General features: G+C 37.1%; 15 protein-coding genes and 2 tRNA genes. 8 read left to right on the top strand and 9 right to left on the bottom strand.

Annotated features, from left to right (window positions below; genetic code table 11):
- Positions 1-17 precede the first annotated feature (17 nt).
- Together AC1PJP_RS13975 and AC1PJP_RS13970 are read right to left on the bottom strand one after the other, a co-directional pair.
- Positions 18-689, bottom strand: a complete 672-nt coding sequence (locus tag AC1PJP_RS13975) for a CsgG/HfaB family protein (RefSeq protein WP_127494193.1) — start codon at positions 687-689, stop codon at positions 18-20.
- Between the two features lie 296 nt (positions 690-985).
- Positions 986-1540 (bottom strand): TetR/AcrR family transcriptional regulator, encoded by a 555-nt coding sequence (locus AC1PJP_RS13970; RefSeq protein ID WP_479767309.1) that lies wholly within the window; start codon positions 1538-1540, stop codon positions 986-988.
- 733 nt (positions 1541-2273) lie between these two features.
- Between AC1PJP_RS13970 and AC1PJP_RS13965 the strand changes: the two genes are divergently transcribed.
- From AC1PJP_RS13965 to AC1PJP_RS13955, 3 genes are all read left to right on the top strand, one after another.
- On the top strand, positions 2274-2723 hold the full coding sequence (locus AC1PJP_RS13965) for a hypothetical protein (RefSeq protein ID WP_479767307.1): 450 nt from the start codon (positions 2274-2276) through the stop codon (positions 2721-2723).
- A gap of 186 nt (positions 2724-2909) precedes the next feature.
- Positions 2910-3998: a YjgN family protein gene (locus AC1PJP_RS13960; RefSeq protein ID WP_479767305.1), complete on the top strand. Its 1089-nt coding sequence runs from the start codon at positions 2910-2912 to the stop codon at positions 3996-3998.
- A gap of 20 nt (positions 3999-4018) precedes the next feature.
- On the top strand, positions 4019-5110 hold the full coding sequence (locus tag AC1PJP_RS13955; protein WP_479767304.1) for a M48 family metallopeptidase: 1092 nt from the start codon (positions 4019-4021) through the stop codon (positions 5108-5110).
- A 154-nt stretch (positions 5111-5264) separates the two neighbouring features.
- Here the strand turns inward: AC1PJP_RS13955 and AC1PJP_RS13950 are convergent, their stop codons facing one another.
- The 5 genes from AC1PJP_RS13950 to AC1PJP_RS13930 all read right to left on the bottom strand — a co-directional run bounded on the left by AC1PJP_RS13950 (position 5265) and on the right by AC1PJP_RS13930 (position 10847).
- Positions 5265-5582 (bottom strand): hypothetical protein, encoded by a 318-nt coding sequence (locus tag AC1PJP_RS13950; RefSeq protein WP_479767329.1) that lies wholly within the window; start codon positions 5580-5582, stop codon positions 5265-5267.
- Between the two features lie 368 nt (positions 5583-5950).
- On the bottom strand, positions 5951-7699 hold the full coding sequence (locus AC1PJP_RS13945) for an FAD-dependent oxidoreductase (protein ID WP_479767303.1): 1749 nt from the start codon (positions 7697-7699) through the stop codon (positions 5951-5953).
- Positions 7700-8055: 356 nt separating this feature from the next.
- Positions 8056-8400 carry a DUF3969 family protein gene (locus tag AC1PJP_RS13940; RefSeq protein WP_250374566.1) on the bottom strand — a complete coding sequence of 115 codons (345 nt, stop codon included), beginning with the start codon at positions 8398-8400 and terminating at the stop codon, positions 8056-8058.
- Between the two features lie 241 nt (positions 8401-8641).
- Positions 8642-8731 (bottom strand) — tRNA-Ser (locus AC1PJP_RS13935).
- Between the two features lie 85 nt (positions 8732-8816).
- Positions 8817-10847, bottom strand: a complete 2031-nt coding sequence (locus tag AC1PJP_RS13930) for an NADPH-dependent 2,4-dienoyl-CoA reductase (RefSeq protein ID WP_111856122.1) — start codon at positions 10845-10847, stop codon at positions 8817-8819.
- Positions 10848-11110: 263 nt separating this feature from the next.
- Here AC1PJP_RS13930 and argG point away from each other — a divergent pair, with 263 nt between their 5' ends.
- Entirely contained in the window at positions 11111-12469 is a 1359-nt protein-coding gene (argG, locus tag AC1PJP_RS13925; RefSeq protein ID WP_009390370.1) for an argininosuccinate synthase, read from the top strand.
- A 62-nt stretch (positions 12470-12531) separates the two neighbouring features.
- On the opposite strand, the gene AC1PJP_RS13920 is transcribed toward argG, so the two are convergent.
- On the bottom strand, positions 12532-13794 hold the full coding sequence (locus AC1PJP_RS13920) for a GGDEF domain-containing protein (protein ID WP_005303451.1): 1263 nt from the start codon (positions 13792-13794) through the stop codon (positions 12532-12534).
- Between the two features lie 149 nt (positions 13795-13943).
- Between AC1PJP_RS13920 and pyrC the strand changes: the two genes are divergently transcribed.
- The 4 genes from pyrC to AC1PJP_RS13900 all read left to right on the top strand — a co-directional run bounded on the left by pyrC (position 13944) and on the right by AC1PJP_RS13900 (position 16545).
- Positions 13944-14978: a dihydroorotase gene (gene pyrC, locus AC1PJP_RS13915; RefSeq protein WP_004793881.1), complete on the top strand. Its 1035-nt coding sequence runs from the start codon at positions 13944-13946 to the stop codon at positions 14976-14978.
- Positions 14963-15625 (top strand): ribonuclease T, encoded by a 663-nt coding sequence (rnt, locus tag AC1PJP_RS13910; protein WP_002117536.1) that lies wholly within the window; start codon positions 14963-14965, stop codon positions 15623-15625. Before pyrC ends, rnt begins: the two co-directional genes overlap by 16 nt.
- A gap of 18 nt (positions 15626-15643) precedes the next feature.
- Positions 15644-15719 (top strand) — tRNA-Glu (locus AC1PJP_RS13905).
- 142 nt (positions 15720-15861) lie between these two features.
- Positions 15862-16545, top strand: coding sequence for a glutathione binding-like protein (locus AC1PJP_RS13900; RefSeq protein ID WP_479767301.1), 684 nt, complete (start codon positions 15862-15864; stop codon positions 16543-16545).
- Between the two features lie 5 nt (positions 16546-16550).
- On the opposite strand, the gene AC1PJP_RS13895 is transcribed toward AC1PJP_RS13900, so the two are convergent.
- Entirely contained in the window at positions 16551-17795 is a 1245-nt protein-coding gene (locus AC1PJP_RS13895; protein ID WP_004793891.1) for an NADH:flavin oxidoreductase/NADH oxidase family protein, read from the bottom strand.
- Positions 17796-17913 lie beyond the last annotated feature (118 nt).

The raw sequence follows: 17913 nt of genomic DNA, 5'->3' as shown, positions 1-17913 counted from the left end.
TTAACACATATCCAAAATTATTGAACTGACCAACGGTTATTTTGAATATCTGTCACAAGATTATTAACTGCTTCACGAACAGCTAAATCGAGTACTTTACCATTTAAAGTAGAATCATAAGAAGCTGTAGAGCCAAAACCTAATACTTCACGAGCACCTAATGCATATTCGCCTGCACCCTGTACGGAATGCACAACTTCTGATGTTTTTACATCAACAACATTTAAATTAACTTTTGCATAAGCAACTTGCTCTTTACCGCGACCTAAAATACCAAATAATTGCTGATCACCTACTTCTTTGCGACCAAATTCAGATACGTCACCAGTAATAACATAACGAGCGCCTTTAATAGATTGGCTTGTATTGCTATAACCAACTTCTTGTTTAATCTCAGATAAGTTGTCACGATTTAAAACTGTAAAATAACCAGTTTGCTGTAAATGTGTCTCAAGAATAGTTTTCGCCTGTCCGCCTAGACGGTCTACATTATCGGAGAAAACACCTCTCATATAACTAGAGCGATTATCAAATTTACCAATAGAAACTGGAGCTTTTACTCCCGTATATTTAATTTGTGATGTAGCTACAGCCACTTGTGGGCTTTGGATCGTTCTTGAAGTTTCAGTAGTTGAACATGCAATTAAACCGAAAGAACTTAAGGTAGTAATGATTAATATTTTTTTCATGTTTACTCTATAATGGTTACAAAATATAAAGAATACATATTATATACAAAAAGACTATCAAACAATCTAATAATTTAACCGTTAAGTAAAAATACTATTTTTATTCTATGGAGGTTTAATTAATGAAAACTCCTATTGTTATAAGAGCTTTTCGAGTTTAGTTAAAGTGATATCTACCTGAAAATATTAACAGTAATTTTAAAAATATTATAAATTTGGAAATAAATTGGGCCGCGATTATTGCTAGCTTTAGGTAAGATTTTTGGTATTTTTCCTTTCCTATATTTTCCTCTAATTTATCCTAAAGTAATTAAAAAATAATCCAACAACTTCTCTCTTTCATCTGGCTTGTTTGAATCTAAAAGCTGAACCATTGCTCCATCAATCACAAATAAAAACATGTGCGCATCTTGTTTTGAAGCATTTGCGTTGGTTGTTAAAAGCAAATTATAGATTTCATTAATAAACCAATTTCGGTAGTCAACGACCACCTGATACGCTTTGGGATGCGTTTTCGCAATTTCAAAAATAGCTTTAAAAGGCAAATGATAAAGTCCATCTAAATCGGCATGTAAAAAGTAAAGCTTGCGCAGTTTTTCAACTAGGGTTAATTCTTTTTGAACATGAATGATTGAAAGTACCTCATGTTTTAGACCATCTTTTTGAAAGGTTAAACTCATTTGAATTAGCCTTTCTTTTGAGTGAAAGTAATTATAAAAAGTCGCTTTTGGGATTTTCGCCGACTCAATAATTCGGTCGACCCCGACATTGTGAAAGCCATAGTTGTTAAACAGATATCGGGAAGTATGAAGCACACTTAAAGCACGAGATGGGAGATCTGAATGTGGCATAGTTTAACCGTTATAAAATAAATTCTTGTTGTATATAAATGAGATATAAAAACCACTGCCGTTTTTTGGGAGAAAAAAGGCATAGCAAAGCCCCTAAAGACTGTGCTTGGCACATCTCAAGTTTTATTGTTGATTAAGTTTTAAGTGATAAAGATTTAAAGCCTGAAAAGCCTAGTGACTTTCAAACTGCTTTAAAAGTTTAAGTTGTGTCGTTATAGCTTTTGACAAAGGCTGCCAAGAAATAATGAATGTGCAAAGCCAACTCCTTTTTATTGGGAGTTCTGCCAAAACATTAAAATTATGGTGGCAGAACGGAAGAAGGTTGACAGACTGGTCAAACGAGGCCAGCACACCCAAAGGTGTCCCCCTCCCGTTCCGCCGCAGAGGGGGCACGAGGGTGCACACACCAAAAGTAAAAACCTTTAGTGCTCGTTTGAATCAGCCTGTCAAAGCCGGCTGGCAATGTGGCCAGCAGGCAAAGGATAGTGCTCTACCCTTTGGCAGTCAAGCATACTAAACGACATTTGCTTTAAAATAGATCATTAAAAAGTAAGGATAAATAATTAAAATTTATTATTAATTTGGGATTTATAAAATTACAGAAGTTAAGAACAGATTAGCGAATTATAGATTTTTTGATTTGGGTTTGTGCTTGTATTTCGTATAAGGGGTACTATGTTAATTGAAGAAAATTTATAATATTAATAATAATCTCTAAGGCTAAAAAAATTTAATGCTAACGAACACTCATCAAGACTATATAAATAAGGTAAGTAAAATACTTGAAGCTTTGGAAGAAAAAGGACAAATAATGATTCTTTCACAATCTTCCGAAATAATATCGAAACTAATAATCCACTCAATTGCAGAAGAAACACTAGAAAAGAGACTAGAAAGTGATTTTATTATTGAATGTGACATTCCTTATTTGCTTGAAACTATCTCATCTCAGTTGAGCTCAATATTTAAAGAAAATAAAGAAAACGCAGATGGAGTTGTAAATCAATTTTATCATAATTTATTAAGTAGATTGACTATGCAGCAAGTTGCAGAGCTTTTACACCATGAAGGAGCTGTTGAAATAGCCTTACGATCATACTATTCCATAAAATTGGGGAATGAAGATTATTTAGATTTAAACTATCTTAATTGGCGAAAACAATATTATTCTCAACTAAAATAATAAGAGGCTTTATATAAAATAAAAGGTGTTTTTCTCCCTTTCCACCGCAGAGGAACACGAGTGGCATTGTTGTTTGCTTTTCATTCTATTTCTTTCTATTTATAAAAAATATATAATATTCTCAATAGCTTTCTAATTATCTATTACATTCAATCAAGATCATTTAGTTTCAATAAAGAGAATAAAATGCAAGAACAAGCTTTACCCTCATCTCCTCAAGATTTGAATGAGGATCAAAATATTACGTCCCCACCAATTTCTCAATCAGGCACTTATCATTTTAAGTTTCATGGTAAAGCCTCAGAATATTTTGGAATCTGGATCGTTAATATTCTTTTGACTATTATTACTTTAAGCTTATATGCACCGTGGGCTAAAGTACGTCGCTTACGCTATTTCTATGGCAATACAGAATTTTTTGAACGCCGCTTTGATTTTACAGGGATTCCAACCAAGATTTTGATTGGACGTTTAATTGCATTAGGAATTTACGCAGTATTTGCAATTTCATCACAGTATTCAATAATTGCGACTGTGGTTGGGCTAGTTGCATTATATACAGCAATACCTTGGCTAATTCGCGCTACTTTGCGTTTTACTGCAAGAAATAGTAAGTTCGGCAACGCACGTTTTTATTTTGGTGGAACGATAAAAGAATCTTATAAAGTCTTTCTTTTGAGTATATTGGTATATATTTTCACATTAGGAATCTTTACACCTGTAGCTATTTGGCTATATAAAAAATATTATCTTAACAACTTATATGCTGGACAATTAAATTTTAAATTAAACGCGAAATGGTCTGCATATATGGCTGCAGTTTATATACCAGTTTTTATTGCAATTGGTATAATTGCTATTTTTTCAATCATTTACTTTGCTATGGCAGGAACAATTGCTGGGTTCTCACCGAACGTTGCAGTCTTCGGAATAGTTATGGTATATGCATTTCTTGGATTATTTATTTATCCATTAATTGCTGCACGTATTTTTATTACGACATGGAACAATACGACAGTTGGAAACAGTCAATTTAAAACAGACTGTAATCAATGGCGTTTTGCATGGATTGTAGCTTCAAACTGGATAGTAAAAATCTTAACCATGGGCTTAATGTCTGCTTGGGCTGCGGTTCGTATTCACAAATATCAGATTGAATCGATGAGTTTAATTTTATTAGATGATCCAGATCAAATGATGAATCTAGCTCAGCAAGAACAAAGTGCTTTAGCTGAAGAAATCAGTGATATTTTTGATATTGATATCTCTCTATAATAATCTGAGTTTAATAATTTATGTCCCAAGCAGTAGATATCATTTTCTATGATGGCATAGTGTCTAAACCTCACCGTGCTCAGATTTCAGCTCAATCTAAATCTGAAGTTCTCATTCGGTATGGTGAGCAATTAGAACAACAGCGTCATTATCAATATACTGATATGAAATTGATTGGTGCTCTGGGACAGTTACACCCAGTGATTGAATTATCTGATGATGCACGGATTGAATTTCATAGTGCATTACCAGAATGGTTTAATTACACAACTAAAAAGGTTCAACATTCGATCTGGAAACTTGAACGCTCTCCGAGTCTTATTCTTTTTAGTGTAATTTTTGTGATTGCTTTTGCGATCAGTCTAGTGAAATGGGGTGTTCCAGCCACATCCCATTATCTTGCTTTTCAATTACCTGAGAATACTTTAAAGAAATTAGGTGATGAAGCCGAGAATTATGTATTAAATAATTGGACTGCACCCAGCCAATTAGCACAAACTCAAAAAGACCAAATTACTAAGCAATATTTGAATACTATTGCTGAAAACAGACCAGCCAAATTAGTCTTCCGTAAAGGCGATCATTTAGGGGCAAATGCTGTAGCGCTACCTAATAATACAATTATCGTCACAGATGAACTGATCAAAATGGCACATACTAATCAAGAAATCTTAGGCGTATTAGCCCATGAACAAGGCCATTTGGTTTATCGCCATAGTTTGCAACAAGGGTTAACTAGTTTAGGCTTAAGTATATTATACATTGCAATGACAGGAGATAATTCAGACTTATTTACGTCATTACCTGCGGCTATGATAGGTGCAAATTACTCACGTAAATTTGAGTCCGAAGCCGATTTATATGCTTTACAACTGATGGATAGGAAGCATATAGAAGTCTCGCACTTCGCAAATTTCTTACAACGTTTAAGCGATACAACAGAAGAAGGTATCGATAAAAAAAATCAGTCCAACCCACCAACTTCTCAAGAAGAATCTTCAGCGAATAAACTATCTACAGCTGTGCTTGATACTTTATCCTCTCATCCTGCAACTGAAGAGCGTATTCGAATGGTTCATGATTTTGAGAAAAAACAACATGCTAAAGATTAAATAGTCGAAAACGAGGATTCATTCCCAAGACACGATGAAATATAAAGTTAAGCTGAAATCTCAATCTGCTTAACTCAATCCAAATTTCCATATGAGTTGCTAAGTACTCAAACTTTTTTAAAGGCGCACAAAATAATTTATAGGCTCATAGAGTCTATCTAGAAAATTTATGGTCTTTAGGAAGTGGAGCATCACATGGTTGATCCGTCTTTACATTGACCATTTTCACAGGCCCATCGTTGTAGATTGTTACCTTACAGCCTTTCACGACATATTCCTGTTGAATGCCACCGTACATTTCATCCTCAGAAACAGCAGATGCAACATCACATGCCTCATCAACACGGCACATATCCTCTTGTCCACCTACGGCTTCTGCTCCAGCAGCTTCCATTACATCTAAAGCACTCTCCTGTACTCCAGCATCTACAGTCTGTATTTTTGCTGCATATGTATTTGAAAGACTCATCATAAGAAAAACTGCAAGAAAGAACTTACTACTGTGATTTATTAAATTCATGAATTATCCATATCTCTTAATTTAAATTCGGTACATATCTGGCGATTTTACTTTGCAAATTAGTGATGCAAAAGGGTTAGTATTATAAGGAGCTATTCTACCCATAATTATATATATAGCGGCAATAGTTGACTCGAAAGAATTCTTCACACAATGACAAGATATTGACCATTATGAGGGTGCAATTAACTACAAAATATAAAATTAAGCTGAAGTCTAATTGTGCCCAACTCAATCAAAATTTTTATATGGATTGCTAAGTAATAAAAAAGCCCCTGCTTTTAACAGAGGCTTTTCGAATTTGGTGAAGCAGTGAAATTCTAATTCAAACTAAGTATTGATGATATGGCTTTGTGCAACTCATTGTCCGCCGATTCAATTTTGTTGCTTTGCCAAGCAATATAGCCATCTGGCCTAATCATTATGCAAGCATTTTCATCATTACCCCAAGAGCGAGAAAGTTCTCCATAAGAGTCTTCAACGTCTCTTTTTGGACCTACCTGTATAACTTTAATATCCAAGTTGAGCTGGTTATTAAGTTTGTCTACAGCACACTTCCATTTGTCACCTTGTAACCAACAGAACAGCGTAAACTTTCCATTTCCGATTAAGTCTAAGGTTGATATTTTTTTATGATTTTTAACTAGCCATACATGAGGGAGTTTATGACCAGGGGTAAATGAAGGATAATAATGAAGATCTTCATCTCTACAAGAATCTATTTTATTTTCAATATTATATTCTGCCCCAACAATTGCTGCTGAATGATAACGTACGTTAGTTTCTACGCCTAAGGCAGCAAATTCATAAGCTTTATATTCAATTGCAGATCTTAAATCACGACGTTTAATAGCACCTTTTTCACTACCTTCGCTTAAGGCATTTATGCTTCCTTGCATCGTCTCTGTACTGTACTTTCCATCTAACTCTAAAGCAGAAAATATTGTAGAGAACTCTCTAACACTTTGATTTGCTCGCTTAACAATTCGCTCACCAACAGGTGCTCTTTCGTCATTAAAACTGTCTAATAAACCACTACCCGCTTTGCCATTTAATACAAATGCTAATTTCCAACATAAGTTATAAGCGTCTTGTATAGATGAGTTTGAACCTAATCCATTCGAAGGAGGATGACGATGGACAGCATCGCCAATACAGAAAACTCGACCTTTCGAGTATTGTTCTGCATACATTTCATTTACTGTCCATAACGACTTACTACTTATGTTTATTTCAATGTCGTTATCACCAATAAGCTGTTTGCAAATCGCAATCGCCTCATCATCGGTAAGAGATGGTTCTTCCTTTTCAATGTCGTAACCCCAAACAATCTGCCATTCATTCCAAGGTCTGACCATTCGCAGTAAGCCTAACCCAATCCCGCCAATGTTTGCTCCGGGTTGTATAATCCACCAGAGGTATCCAGGTCGATGCGAAACGTATTTTGTTAAATCGGCTTTAAAAATAATACTGATACTGCCACTTTTTCCCATTTTACCTGCCATAGGTAAATCTAAATCTTTTACGACTTGGCTGCTTGCACCATCAGCTCCGATTAAATACTTACAACGGATTAAGTATGTTTGTTTAGTTAATCTATCTAAAACAGTGACTGTTACGCCGTTCTCATCTTGTACATGAGATAAATATTCTGTATCAAATCTTGGGTGGCTCCCTCGTGATGCTGCATTTGAAAGTAAAATAGGTTCAAATAGGTGTTGAGGGAGATCGCACTGTTCACAGGGGCTCGCTTTAGCATACTCTGACATTCTTTCTGGATGATTCATTCCATAAGGAAAGCGTCCAATTTCATCACCCGTTAAAGATGTGCAATAAACAACATCTCCCATAACTTCTTTTGGTGCTGCTTTTGCTATTACTTCATCAGATATTCCTAAATCTCGAACAATTTCCATAGTTCTTTGACTGATATAATGAGCACGAGGGCTGTTTGCCAGCCATCTATATTTAGTTATTATGATATTTCTAATTCCATAACTACTTAACATAAGTGCAGCAGAAGAACCAGCTGGACCACTTCCAACAATTAAAACATCAGTTTCTAACATTTTTATCCTATTACTTACATATTCTTGGTAGCTAAATCTCTATTGCATAAACTTAACTAAAACAACCATTTTGGATATAATCTTGTTTCTAAAAACAAGCTCAGTTATTAATAAAGTACTCACAACATTAAGCGTAAAATAAAATTTCGCCCTAATTTTTAAATATAAATTATTCCTACAACCCCCTATTTACAAAATAATCATAAATACAATCTCTATCCAATAACAGCTATTTATAAATTTTGATAATTCTTTAAACTCTAAAATTATTCGTAAATTTTCAAAGCTCCTAAACTACTTTCTATAGTATCAAGATCTAATAAAGTGTCAGCAATATTTTTTATATTAAATATATCTCAATTATATTTGTTAAATAAATTTTGATCATACCATTTTTCAAATTCAAAACTAGTTTCAGGAAAATTCTTGATCATATCCTCACATTCCTTAAACATTTTTTCTACTTCACTTTTAAAATCAATCTTTAATTCCCCAAGATCTTCTAGTTCGGTCCCTTTATGAATTATATTAATTAAGTCGATAGAGCAATTATTTTCTTTCAAAAGTCTAAGCATATATGGTGTATACAAAAAATATTCAGCTTCATTTATATCTATATAATTATTTTTTAAAGAGTACAAAACACCTAGATTAATTAGTAAAATTAACTTTTCCAAATCAGTTTTTCCAGATCTACTCATTTTTCTCTCCAACTATTCTTATATTAATCGAAAAATCTTATTAAACTAGCTTTAGTAATAATCGATATGTTCATTTTATATCTAAGTAACTCTATTAAATTTTTCTATTTAAAGCCACTTTAAATCCTACAGAATAAGTATAGTAACCTTCAACCTCCAGACTAGATGCTGACGCAACTCAATCAATTTATGCCATAGAAATAAAAAAAAGCCCCTGCTTTTAACAGGGGCTTTTCGAATTTGGCGGAAGCGGTGAGATTCGAACTCACGGAGGACTCACACCCTCGTCGGTTTTCAAGACCGGTGCATTAAACCGCTCTGCCACGCTTCCATGTGCGTAAGAATACAAAGCTTATTCATTTTATTCAAGAAAAATATCATCTCTTTGTGTTCAAGTGCATATTGTTTCATCAATTTTACAATCGAGCAGCTAATTCTGCTCCTTCTTTGATCGCACGCTTCGCATCTAGCTCTGCTGCGAGCTTTGCTCCACCAATAATATGGTAGTTCGCTATAGTCGACTCACCTTCTTTTGGCATCAAGTCTTTTACCGACTCTTGACCAGCACACACTACAACCGTGTCTACACGTAAAAGTTGGTCTTGACCATTGTGCTCAATCCAAAGCCCTTCATCAGTGACTGCTTTATATTGCACACCACGTAACATACGCACGCCATGTTTTTTAAGCTGTGCACGGTGTACCCAACCTGAAGTCTTGCCAAGGCCAATACCGAGTGGTGTTGTTTTACGTTGTAGTAAATAAATCTCGCGTATTGCTGGTTCAACTACTGGTGGCTGCATACCACCTTCAGAAACATAGTTCGGATCTGGGTCTACACCCCATTCACGTTGCCACTCGGCTAAAGGTTGAGGCTGTGGTTGATGGGGAGGTTTAAGTAAAAATTCAGATACATCAAAACCAATACCGCCTGCACCAATCACTGCTACTTTTTGCCCAACTTCTGCACCTTTTAAAACTTGAGCATAAGAAAGAACTTGTGGTGCATTGCTTCCTTCAATTTTTAATGCGCGAGGGATTACACCAGTAGCAACAATTACTTCATCAAAACCTTCGCGTTCAAGCTGCTCGCGATTCACGCGAGTATTTAAACGTACATCCACCCCTGTTTTTTCGAGTTGTACTTTGAAGTAGCGAATCGTTTCGTGGAATTCTTCTTTACCCGGCACAACTTTGGCAAAGTTAAATTGACCACCCACATCTGAAGTTGCTTCAAATAGCGTCACTGCATGACCACGGCTTGCCGCAACAGTTGCCGCGGACATACCTGCTACACCACCGCCTACAACAGCAATACGTTTAGGCTGCTTGGTTTTTAAATAAACCAGTTCTGTTTCATGGCCTGCACGTGGGTTCACTAAACAAGACACACGCTTATTTTTAAAAGCATGGTCTAAACAGGCTTGGTTACAAGCAATACAGGTATTAATTTCATCAACGCGGTTAGTCGCAGTTTTATTTACCCAAAATGCGTCAGCCAATAAAGGACGTGCCATTTGAACCATATCTGCTTTGCCAGTTGCCAAAATTTCTTCGGCAGTTTCAGGCATATTAATTCGGTTTGATGCAATAATCGGAATAGAAATATGTTGTTTTACATGCGCCGTGTAATCGACAAAAGCTGCACGAGGCACAGAGGTTACAATGGTCGGTACACGCGCTTCATGCCAGCCAATGCCGGTATTTAATAAAGTCACCCCTGCTTTTTCTAACGCTTTAGCAACAGTCACCACTTCTTGCATGGTGTTACCGTCATGTACAAGGTCGAGTAGCGATAAACGGAAACAAATAATAAATTTTTCGCCTACTTTCGCACGGATTGCTTTTACAATTTCAACCGGAAAACGCATACGGTTTTCAATTTCACCACCCCAACGGTCAGTACGCTGGTTTACGTGGCTACTTAAAAACTGGTTAATTAAATAACCTTCCGAGCCCATAATTTCGACACCGTCATAACCTGCTTTTTTGGCAATATCAGCGCACTGTGCGTAATCTTCTATTGTGCTGAGAATATTTTTTTCAGAAAGCTGGCGTGGTTTAAACGGTGAAATTGGAGATTTAATTGCTGTTGAAGACACAACAAATGGTTGATAACCATATCGGCCAGCGTGCAAAATCTGCATTAAGATTTTAGAGCCATGTTTATGAACAGCATGGGTTACCAAACGGTGCTGAGGAACATCAAAGAGACTGTTCATGGTTCCACCCGCAGGTGCCAACCATCCCTGACGGTTCGGAGAAATACCACCTGTCACAATCAGGCCAACCCCGCCTTTTGCACGCTCTTCAAAATAAGCTGCCAGTTTTGGGTAGTTAAAAAAACGGTCTTCAAGTCCCGTATGCATGGATCCCATCACCACACGGTTTTTAATGGTGGTAAAGCCTAAATGTAATGGTTTTAATAAATTGGCGTAACTTGTCATGCTGCGTCCCAATAGTTTTTGCAACTTGTTGCATAATACTTTAATACTTTTTTGATAATTTTGGATGACCCAGAATTATTTTTTATTCGAGATTATGGTCAATCTATATATAAAGAAGACAATCCCTTATTTTCTTCAAATAATAAATACCAATCAGAACAAGTGAATTAATGCTTTTTTTGCCAAAAAAACCACCATGAATAGTGCTACAATAGCCGCCATTCAGAATTCTCGAGACCACCTCAACGGGGTCTTTTTTATAAATGTTAGGATTAGCAATGACTGATAATGCAACTATCTTGCAGCATGTACCAGTAGGCAAAAAAGTTGGGATTGCCTTCTCCGGAGGCCTAGACACTTCAGCTGCTTTATTATGGATGAAACAAAAGGGCGCAGAGCCTTATGCATATACTGCAAACTTAGGCCAGCCTGATGAAGATGACTACGATGCAATTCCAAAGAAAGCAGAACAATACGGCGCTGTAAAAGCTCGCTTAATTGACTGCCGCTTACAACTTGCACTTGAAGGTATTGCTGCAATTCAGTGTGGTGCATTCCATATCAGTACAGGTGGTGTTCCTTATTTCAATACGACTCCATTAGGTCGTGCAGTAACAGGTACAATGTTAGTTACTGCAATGAAAGAAGATGACGTAAACATCTGGGGTGACGGTTCAACTTACAAAGGTAACGATATTGAACGTTTCTATCGTTATGGTTTGTTGACCAACCCGAATCTTAAAATTTATAAGCCTTGGTTAGATCAAAACTTCATCGATGAACTCGGTGGCCGTGCAGAAATGTCACAGTTCCTGATCGACAACGGTTTTGACTACAAAATGTCAAAAGAAAAAGCGTATTCAACTGACTCAAACATGTTGGGCGCAACTCACGAAGCAAAAGATCTTGAATACTTAAATGCTGGTATCAAAATCGTTGACCCAATTATGGGCGTTGCTTTCTGGAAAGAAGAAGTTGAAATCAAACCAGAAGAAGTAACTGTACGTTTTGAAGAAGGTGTACCTGTTGCGTTAAACGGTCAAACTTTTAACAATCCAGTTGAGCTTATTCTTGAAGCAAACCGTATTGGTGGTCGTCATGGTTTAGGTATGTCTGACCAAATCGAAAACCGTATTATCGAAGCGAAATCTCGTGGTATTTATGAAGCACCGGGTATGGCCCTTCTTCATATTGCTTATGAGCGTTTGGTTACTGGTATTCATAACGAAGATACGATCGAACAATACCGCATTAACGGTTTACGCTTAGGTCGTTTACTTTACCAAGGTCGTTGGTTCGACTCTCAAGCGCTTATGTTGCGTGAAACGGCTCAGCGTTGGGTTGCTAAAGCCGTTACAGGTGAAGTGACTCTTGAACTTCGTCGTGGTAATGATTACACCATCATGAACACTGAATCTCCAAACTTAACGTACGAAGCTGAACGTTTAACAATGGAAAAAGGTGATTCAATGTTCTCGCCTATGGACCGTATTGGTCAGTTGACTATGCGTAACCTCGACATTACCGATACACGTGCAAAACTTGGTATCTATACAGATGCTGGTTTACTTTCAATCGGTCAAGGTTCTGCTATTCCTCAATTAGACAGTAAGAAAAAATAATTTTCTTATAGCGTCAAAAAAGGCCACCTATTAAGGTGGCCTTTTTATTTTTAATAATTTATTTAGGCAATTTCGGCGACTTGTAAAGGCTGATAATAAATCTGGTTACGCCCAAGCTGCTTAGCCCGATATAAAGCTTGATCGGCAGCATGAATTAAATTTTCCTGAGTAACTTTCAAGCCCTCTGTGTAAACAGTAAAACCCAAACTAATCGTTACATGCGTAGAGACCAAAGATGCAGCATGAGGAATCGCTTGGCGCTCAATCGCTTTATAAATATTGGCAGCCACAGCATATGCACCTTGAGCAGGTGTTTTTGGCAAAAGAACCACAAACTCTTCTCCGCCATATCGGGCAACAAAATCAACATGACGAATCGAATTTTTAATTGCAGAGGCTATAGACGAGATGACTTTGTCCCCCATCTGATGCCCATAAAAATCGTTATAGTTTTTAAAAAAATCGATATCAATAAATAAAACGGCCAATGGACGTTGCTCTTGTTTTGCCCGATAGTAAAAAAAGTCAAACATCTCATCGAAAGTACGTCGATTAGAAATTTTAGTGAGTGCATCTTGCTGACTTAAATGAAGCAATTCAGATGCCTCAATACGTAAAATCTTTTCGTTAAGCTCAGCAAGCTGATTATTTAAAAAAAGACTTCTTTCTCTAGACGTAAGCATCGTACTAATTGAAAAACCTAAAATACAGCTACCAAACAGTGCTCGCCCCAAAGCAATATAGTCACAATTCGCTTGCAATAGAATCAATGAAGAAAAAACAAAAATTGCTGCTGTTAAACCCACATAAAGCATATGTAGAGGTTTTATACCGCTCAAAATAAAACCGAGCATATATAAAAAAGAAAGTAGCAACATCGACTGATTTTTAAGAGCGATATTTCCTACACTGAGCAGCAACATTGCATTGAAAATAATGGTAAAAAATACAATCCCGCACGCAGCGATGTAAAAATATTCAGTGAGTTTTTTAAACTTGGCAAAAACCCAAAATAGCAGCAGCGCACAAGCAATATTAATTGCGCTCAGTAAGCAATAAATAAAGTCCCAAGTAATGTAAGGTACGCCAATCACTAAGTAGTCTGTTGGGAGCGCTAATAAAATAAAAATTAGATAGGTGAGAACGCCACTTGCCAAAAATTTGGAGATATTTTGTTTAGTTCGTTCAAGATTTAAGCACCAGAACTTTTTTTCTAATTGATGAGGCAAAGGTGTATTGGCATAACGATGGGTATGTAAAGTTACCAGATATTCTATTTCTTCTTTTGCTTTGAGTAATTCCTGTACATTTCCCCTATTTACCACTACCCGATTCCTACCTATTACACATTAACAAAATATAACATTATTTTTTGAGGCCTCTTGCGCTTTATTTTGCCATTTGTCCGTAATTCTCGTTACCATTTTCACACTTTATCGATTATCATTTGTTTTATTTCGAAGTTTGAACTGCCTTGGACTCTATTACCCTGCTCCAGCCAGATGACTGGCATGCACATTTACGTGATGGTTTAGCATTAAAACGTACTGTACCTGATTTGGCTAAACAGTTTGCACGTGCGATCTGTATGCCAAACCTTGTTCCACCTGTAAAAACTGTGGAAGAAGCGCTGGCTTACCGTGAACGTATTCTTGCTCATGTTCCAGAAGGTCTCAATTTTGACCCGCGTATGGTGCTTTATTTTACTGACTTCACCTCACCAGACGAAGTTCGTAAAATTAAAGAATCTGGACATGTAAATGCAATTAAACTTTATCCAGCGGGCGCAACCACCAATTCTGATAATGGTGTGAGTGATATCCGTAAGGTTTATGCAGTTATTGAACAATTAGAAGAACATCAAGTTCCGTTATTACTTCATGGTGAAGTAACTCATAACCATGTAGATATTTTTGACCGTGAAAAACGTTTCCTTGACGAAGTACTCAACCCACTCTTAAAACAGTTTCCAAAACTTAAAGTGGTACTTGAGCACATTACAACAAGCGATGCGGCTCATTTTGTTTTAGAGCATGACCGTAATGTTGCGGCAACAATCACTCCTCAGCATTTATTATTTAACCGTAATGATATGTTGGTTGGTGGCATTAAACCGCATTTTTACTGTTTGCCAATTTTAAAGCGCCAAACACATCAAACAACTTTGCTTGAAGTTGCAACGAGTGGTAACCCTAAATTTTTCTTGGGTACAGACAGTGCTCCACACTCACAAAATGCAAAAGAAAATGCGTGTGGCTGTGCGGGCTGTTATAGTGCACCTAATGCAATTGAGCTTTATGCCCAAGCATTTGACCAAGTGGGTAAATTAGAGCGCTTAGAAGGTTTTGCTAGCCATTTTGGCGCAGACTTCTACGGTCTACCACGTAATACTTCTACCATTACTTTGGTAAAAGAAGATAACCTTGTCCCAGAATCTTTTGATTATTTAGATGATCAAAAAATTATCCCGCTGCATGCCGGGAAAACGCTGCAATGGAGAAAAGTGTGACACAAGAAACCTCTGTCCCGGTCATTGGCCAACGTTTTCGTGGCTTCTTACCTGTTGTTGTTGACGTTGAAACGGCAGGTTTTAATGCCCAGACAGATGCATTGCTAGAAATTGCGTGCATTCCGATTGTGTATGATGCTCAGGGACAATTTGTCCCTGGTCCAGCATTTCATGCGCACATTAACCCATTTGAAGGGGCTAACCTCGACCGTCGTTCGCTAGACTTTATTGGTATTGATCCATTCAATCCAATGCGTATAGCAATGGCTGAAGATGAACGGACTGCATTACGCCGTATTTTTAAATCAGTCAATGAAGTTCGCAAACAGCAGCACTGTACGCATGCAGTATTGGTCGGTCATAACGCTCACTTTGATCTTGGTTTTGTTCAAGCTGCAATTGCACGTACAAGCACAAAAAACCAGAACCCATTTCATAGTTTTTCAGTCATGGATACAGTTACTTTAAGTGCTGTTATGTTTGGACAAACCGTCCTTGCTAAAGCCTGCATTCAAGCTGGAATTGAGTTCGATGGTAAAGAAGCACACTCTGCTTTATACGATACTCAAAAGACTGCTGAACTGTTTTGCTATATTTTGAACAAACTGTCTCCTTACCTACTTGACAGTTTGGTGGCGGCTTCTTAAGATACCGCCATCCTCAACGTCCCTATCGTCTAGAGGCCTAGGACATCGCCCTTTCACGGCGGTAACCGGGGTTCGAATCCCCGTAGGGACGCCATTATTGAAAAAATTATTCATTTTCAAGTCAGTCATTCTTATTAATTCTATTCAACTTAATGATTTTTAAAAATATTTAATTATAGTCACTTTGTCTTCTATACTATACTCAACATAGATCAAAACTATAATTTAGACATAACATGCAAATTCGATTATTTCACCTAAAAAATTCGCGCTCTCAACGCATCATTTGGTTTTTAGAAGAATTAGAACTCAACTATGAACTCATTATTAAAGATCATTCAGGCATAGGCGAAGATAAAAACTCACCTCATCAATTATCAAAATTTCCAACTATCGAAATTATTGAACAAGGAAAAACTTCAGTCTTAGCTGAAACCTCAGCAATTTTAGATTACCTATCTCATTTACACCTACAATTGGGACCGAACAGCCTATCACGCCAACAACTCCCAAATTTTTGTTATTGGAAAAATTATTGCGAGGCAACATTTATTCCCGATTTAGTACTCAAACAAATCTTTCACCAAATTGCACAACGTACACCTTTTCCAATCCGTTTCATTCCTAAACTTTTAAAATATGGATTCGATCAAGGCTATCTCAATCAATCATTACAACGACAAATGAAAATGATTGATGAACATTTAGAGCAACATGCATGGTTTGCCGGAGATCAGTTTACTATTGCTGATATTTTGATGTGGTTTCCATTACTGGCTTGCTCACAAAATTATAGTGAGTTTAAACATATAAACCGTTATCTTGCCCAAATAGAAAACAGACCTGCCTTTAACAATGCTTTAATTAAAGGCCAATGGTCTGCTTCTACATTTAACGCTTACTGGACGACTGCATGGTAATGAAATTATGCAGACTTACGCGAATTCACTTGTCCTTGAATCACCGCTTTAATATTGCCTTTGGCATAATTTAAAAACACCACAAGTGGTGAAAGTTTGGGATTTGGCTTTTTACCTTTTCCAATGGTTTTAAATTGAGCGGCGTACCAAATGATTTCCATGATTGCCATTTTATCGACAAAAGGTAAACCTGTTTTAATCGGTTTTACGGCATAACGCACGTCTTGCCCTGCAATTAAACGTTCTGTTAAATCGGTTTCCACGGCAAATGGGCGAGCAATACCAATAAAGTCACATGCGCCACTTGCGAGCGCAGCATTCATGCCCTCTACAGTACGGAACCCACCTGTCACCATGAGCTTACATTTAACATGCTGACGGATTTTCTCTGCAAAATCTAAAAAGTATGCTTCACGTGCAATCGTGCTTGCCTTACGTTTATCCGCCTTAGCCCCAGCCATTGCTGGTGCCTCGTAAGTACCGCCTGAAATTTCAATTAAATCGATACCAGCTTCATCCACTGCTTTAAATACTGAAATTACATCTTCTTCGCTAATACCACCACGCTGGAAGTCAGCCGAGTTAAGCTTCACGGAAATAATAAAATTTTCTGAGGTTGCTTCACGTACCGCTTTATAAACTTCTAATAAAAAACGGCTACGATTTTCAACTGAACCACCCCATTGATCTGTACGCTTATTAGTTAATGGCGATAAAAACTGACTAATTAAATAACCATGTGCGCCGTGCAATTGCACGCCTTCGAAACCTGCTTTTTCACAGATCTGAGCTGCTTTCGCAAAACGATTAATAATATCTAGAATTTCATCATGAGTAAGTTCACGTGGCGTTCCAAACATGGTTGCTAAAGCTGGGCTAAAAGGTACTGCTGATGGCGCCACCGTTTCTTTATTTAAACCTTTTGGACACTGGCGACCTGGGTGTGACAATTGAATCAATTGCACCATACCATATTTTTTACCTAAGGCAGCCCACTCTTTTAAGCGATCTAGGTCACGTTCAGTTTCAATAACCACAACACCCGGTTCATTCTTTGCTCCAGCATTTACCATGACATTGCCCGTAATGGCACAGCCAAGCTCACCTTTTGCCCAAGCACCATATAAGCCCAAATGTAAATCATTTGGTTGGCCTTCATAATTTGCAAGCGCCTCACTCATCGCACCTTTAATAATTCGGTTTTTAAAGGTGGTATTACGAATTGTGATGGGTTGAGCAATCTGGTTCATGGTTAACCTCTTTTTTTGAATTATAGAGCAATTACTCTAATTTAAATGAGTTATTGGGCGTGTCAAGACATAATCGATAACTGACAATAGCACATGTCAATTTTAAAGAATATAAAAA

Source organism: Acinetobacter sp. V116_7, from assembly GCF_056735735.1.
Note: the sequence above shows the minus strand (reverse complement) of the source record. Positions and strands in the feature narration are given on the sequence as shown.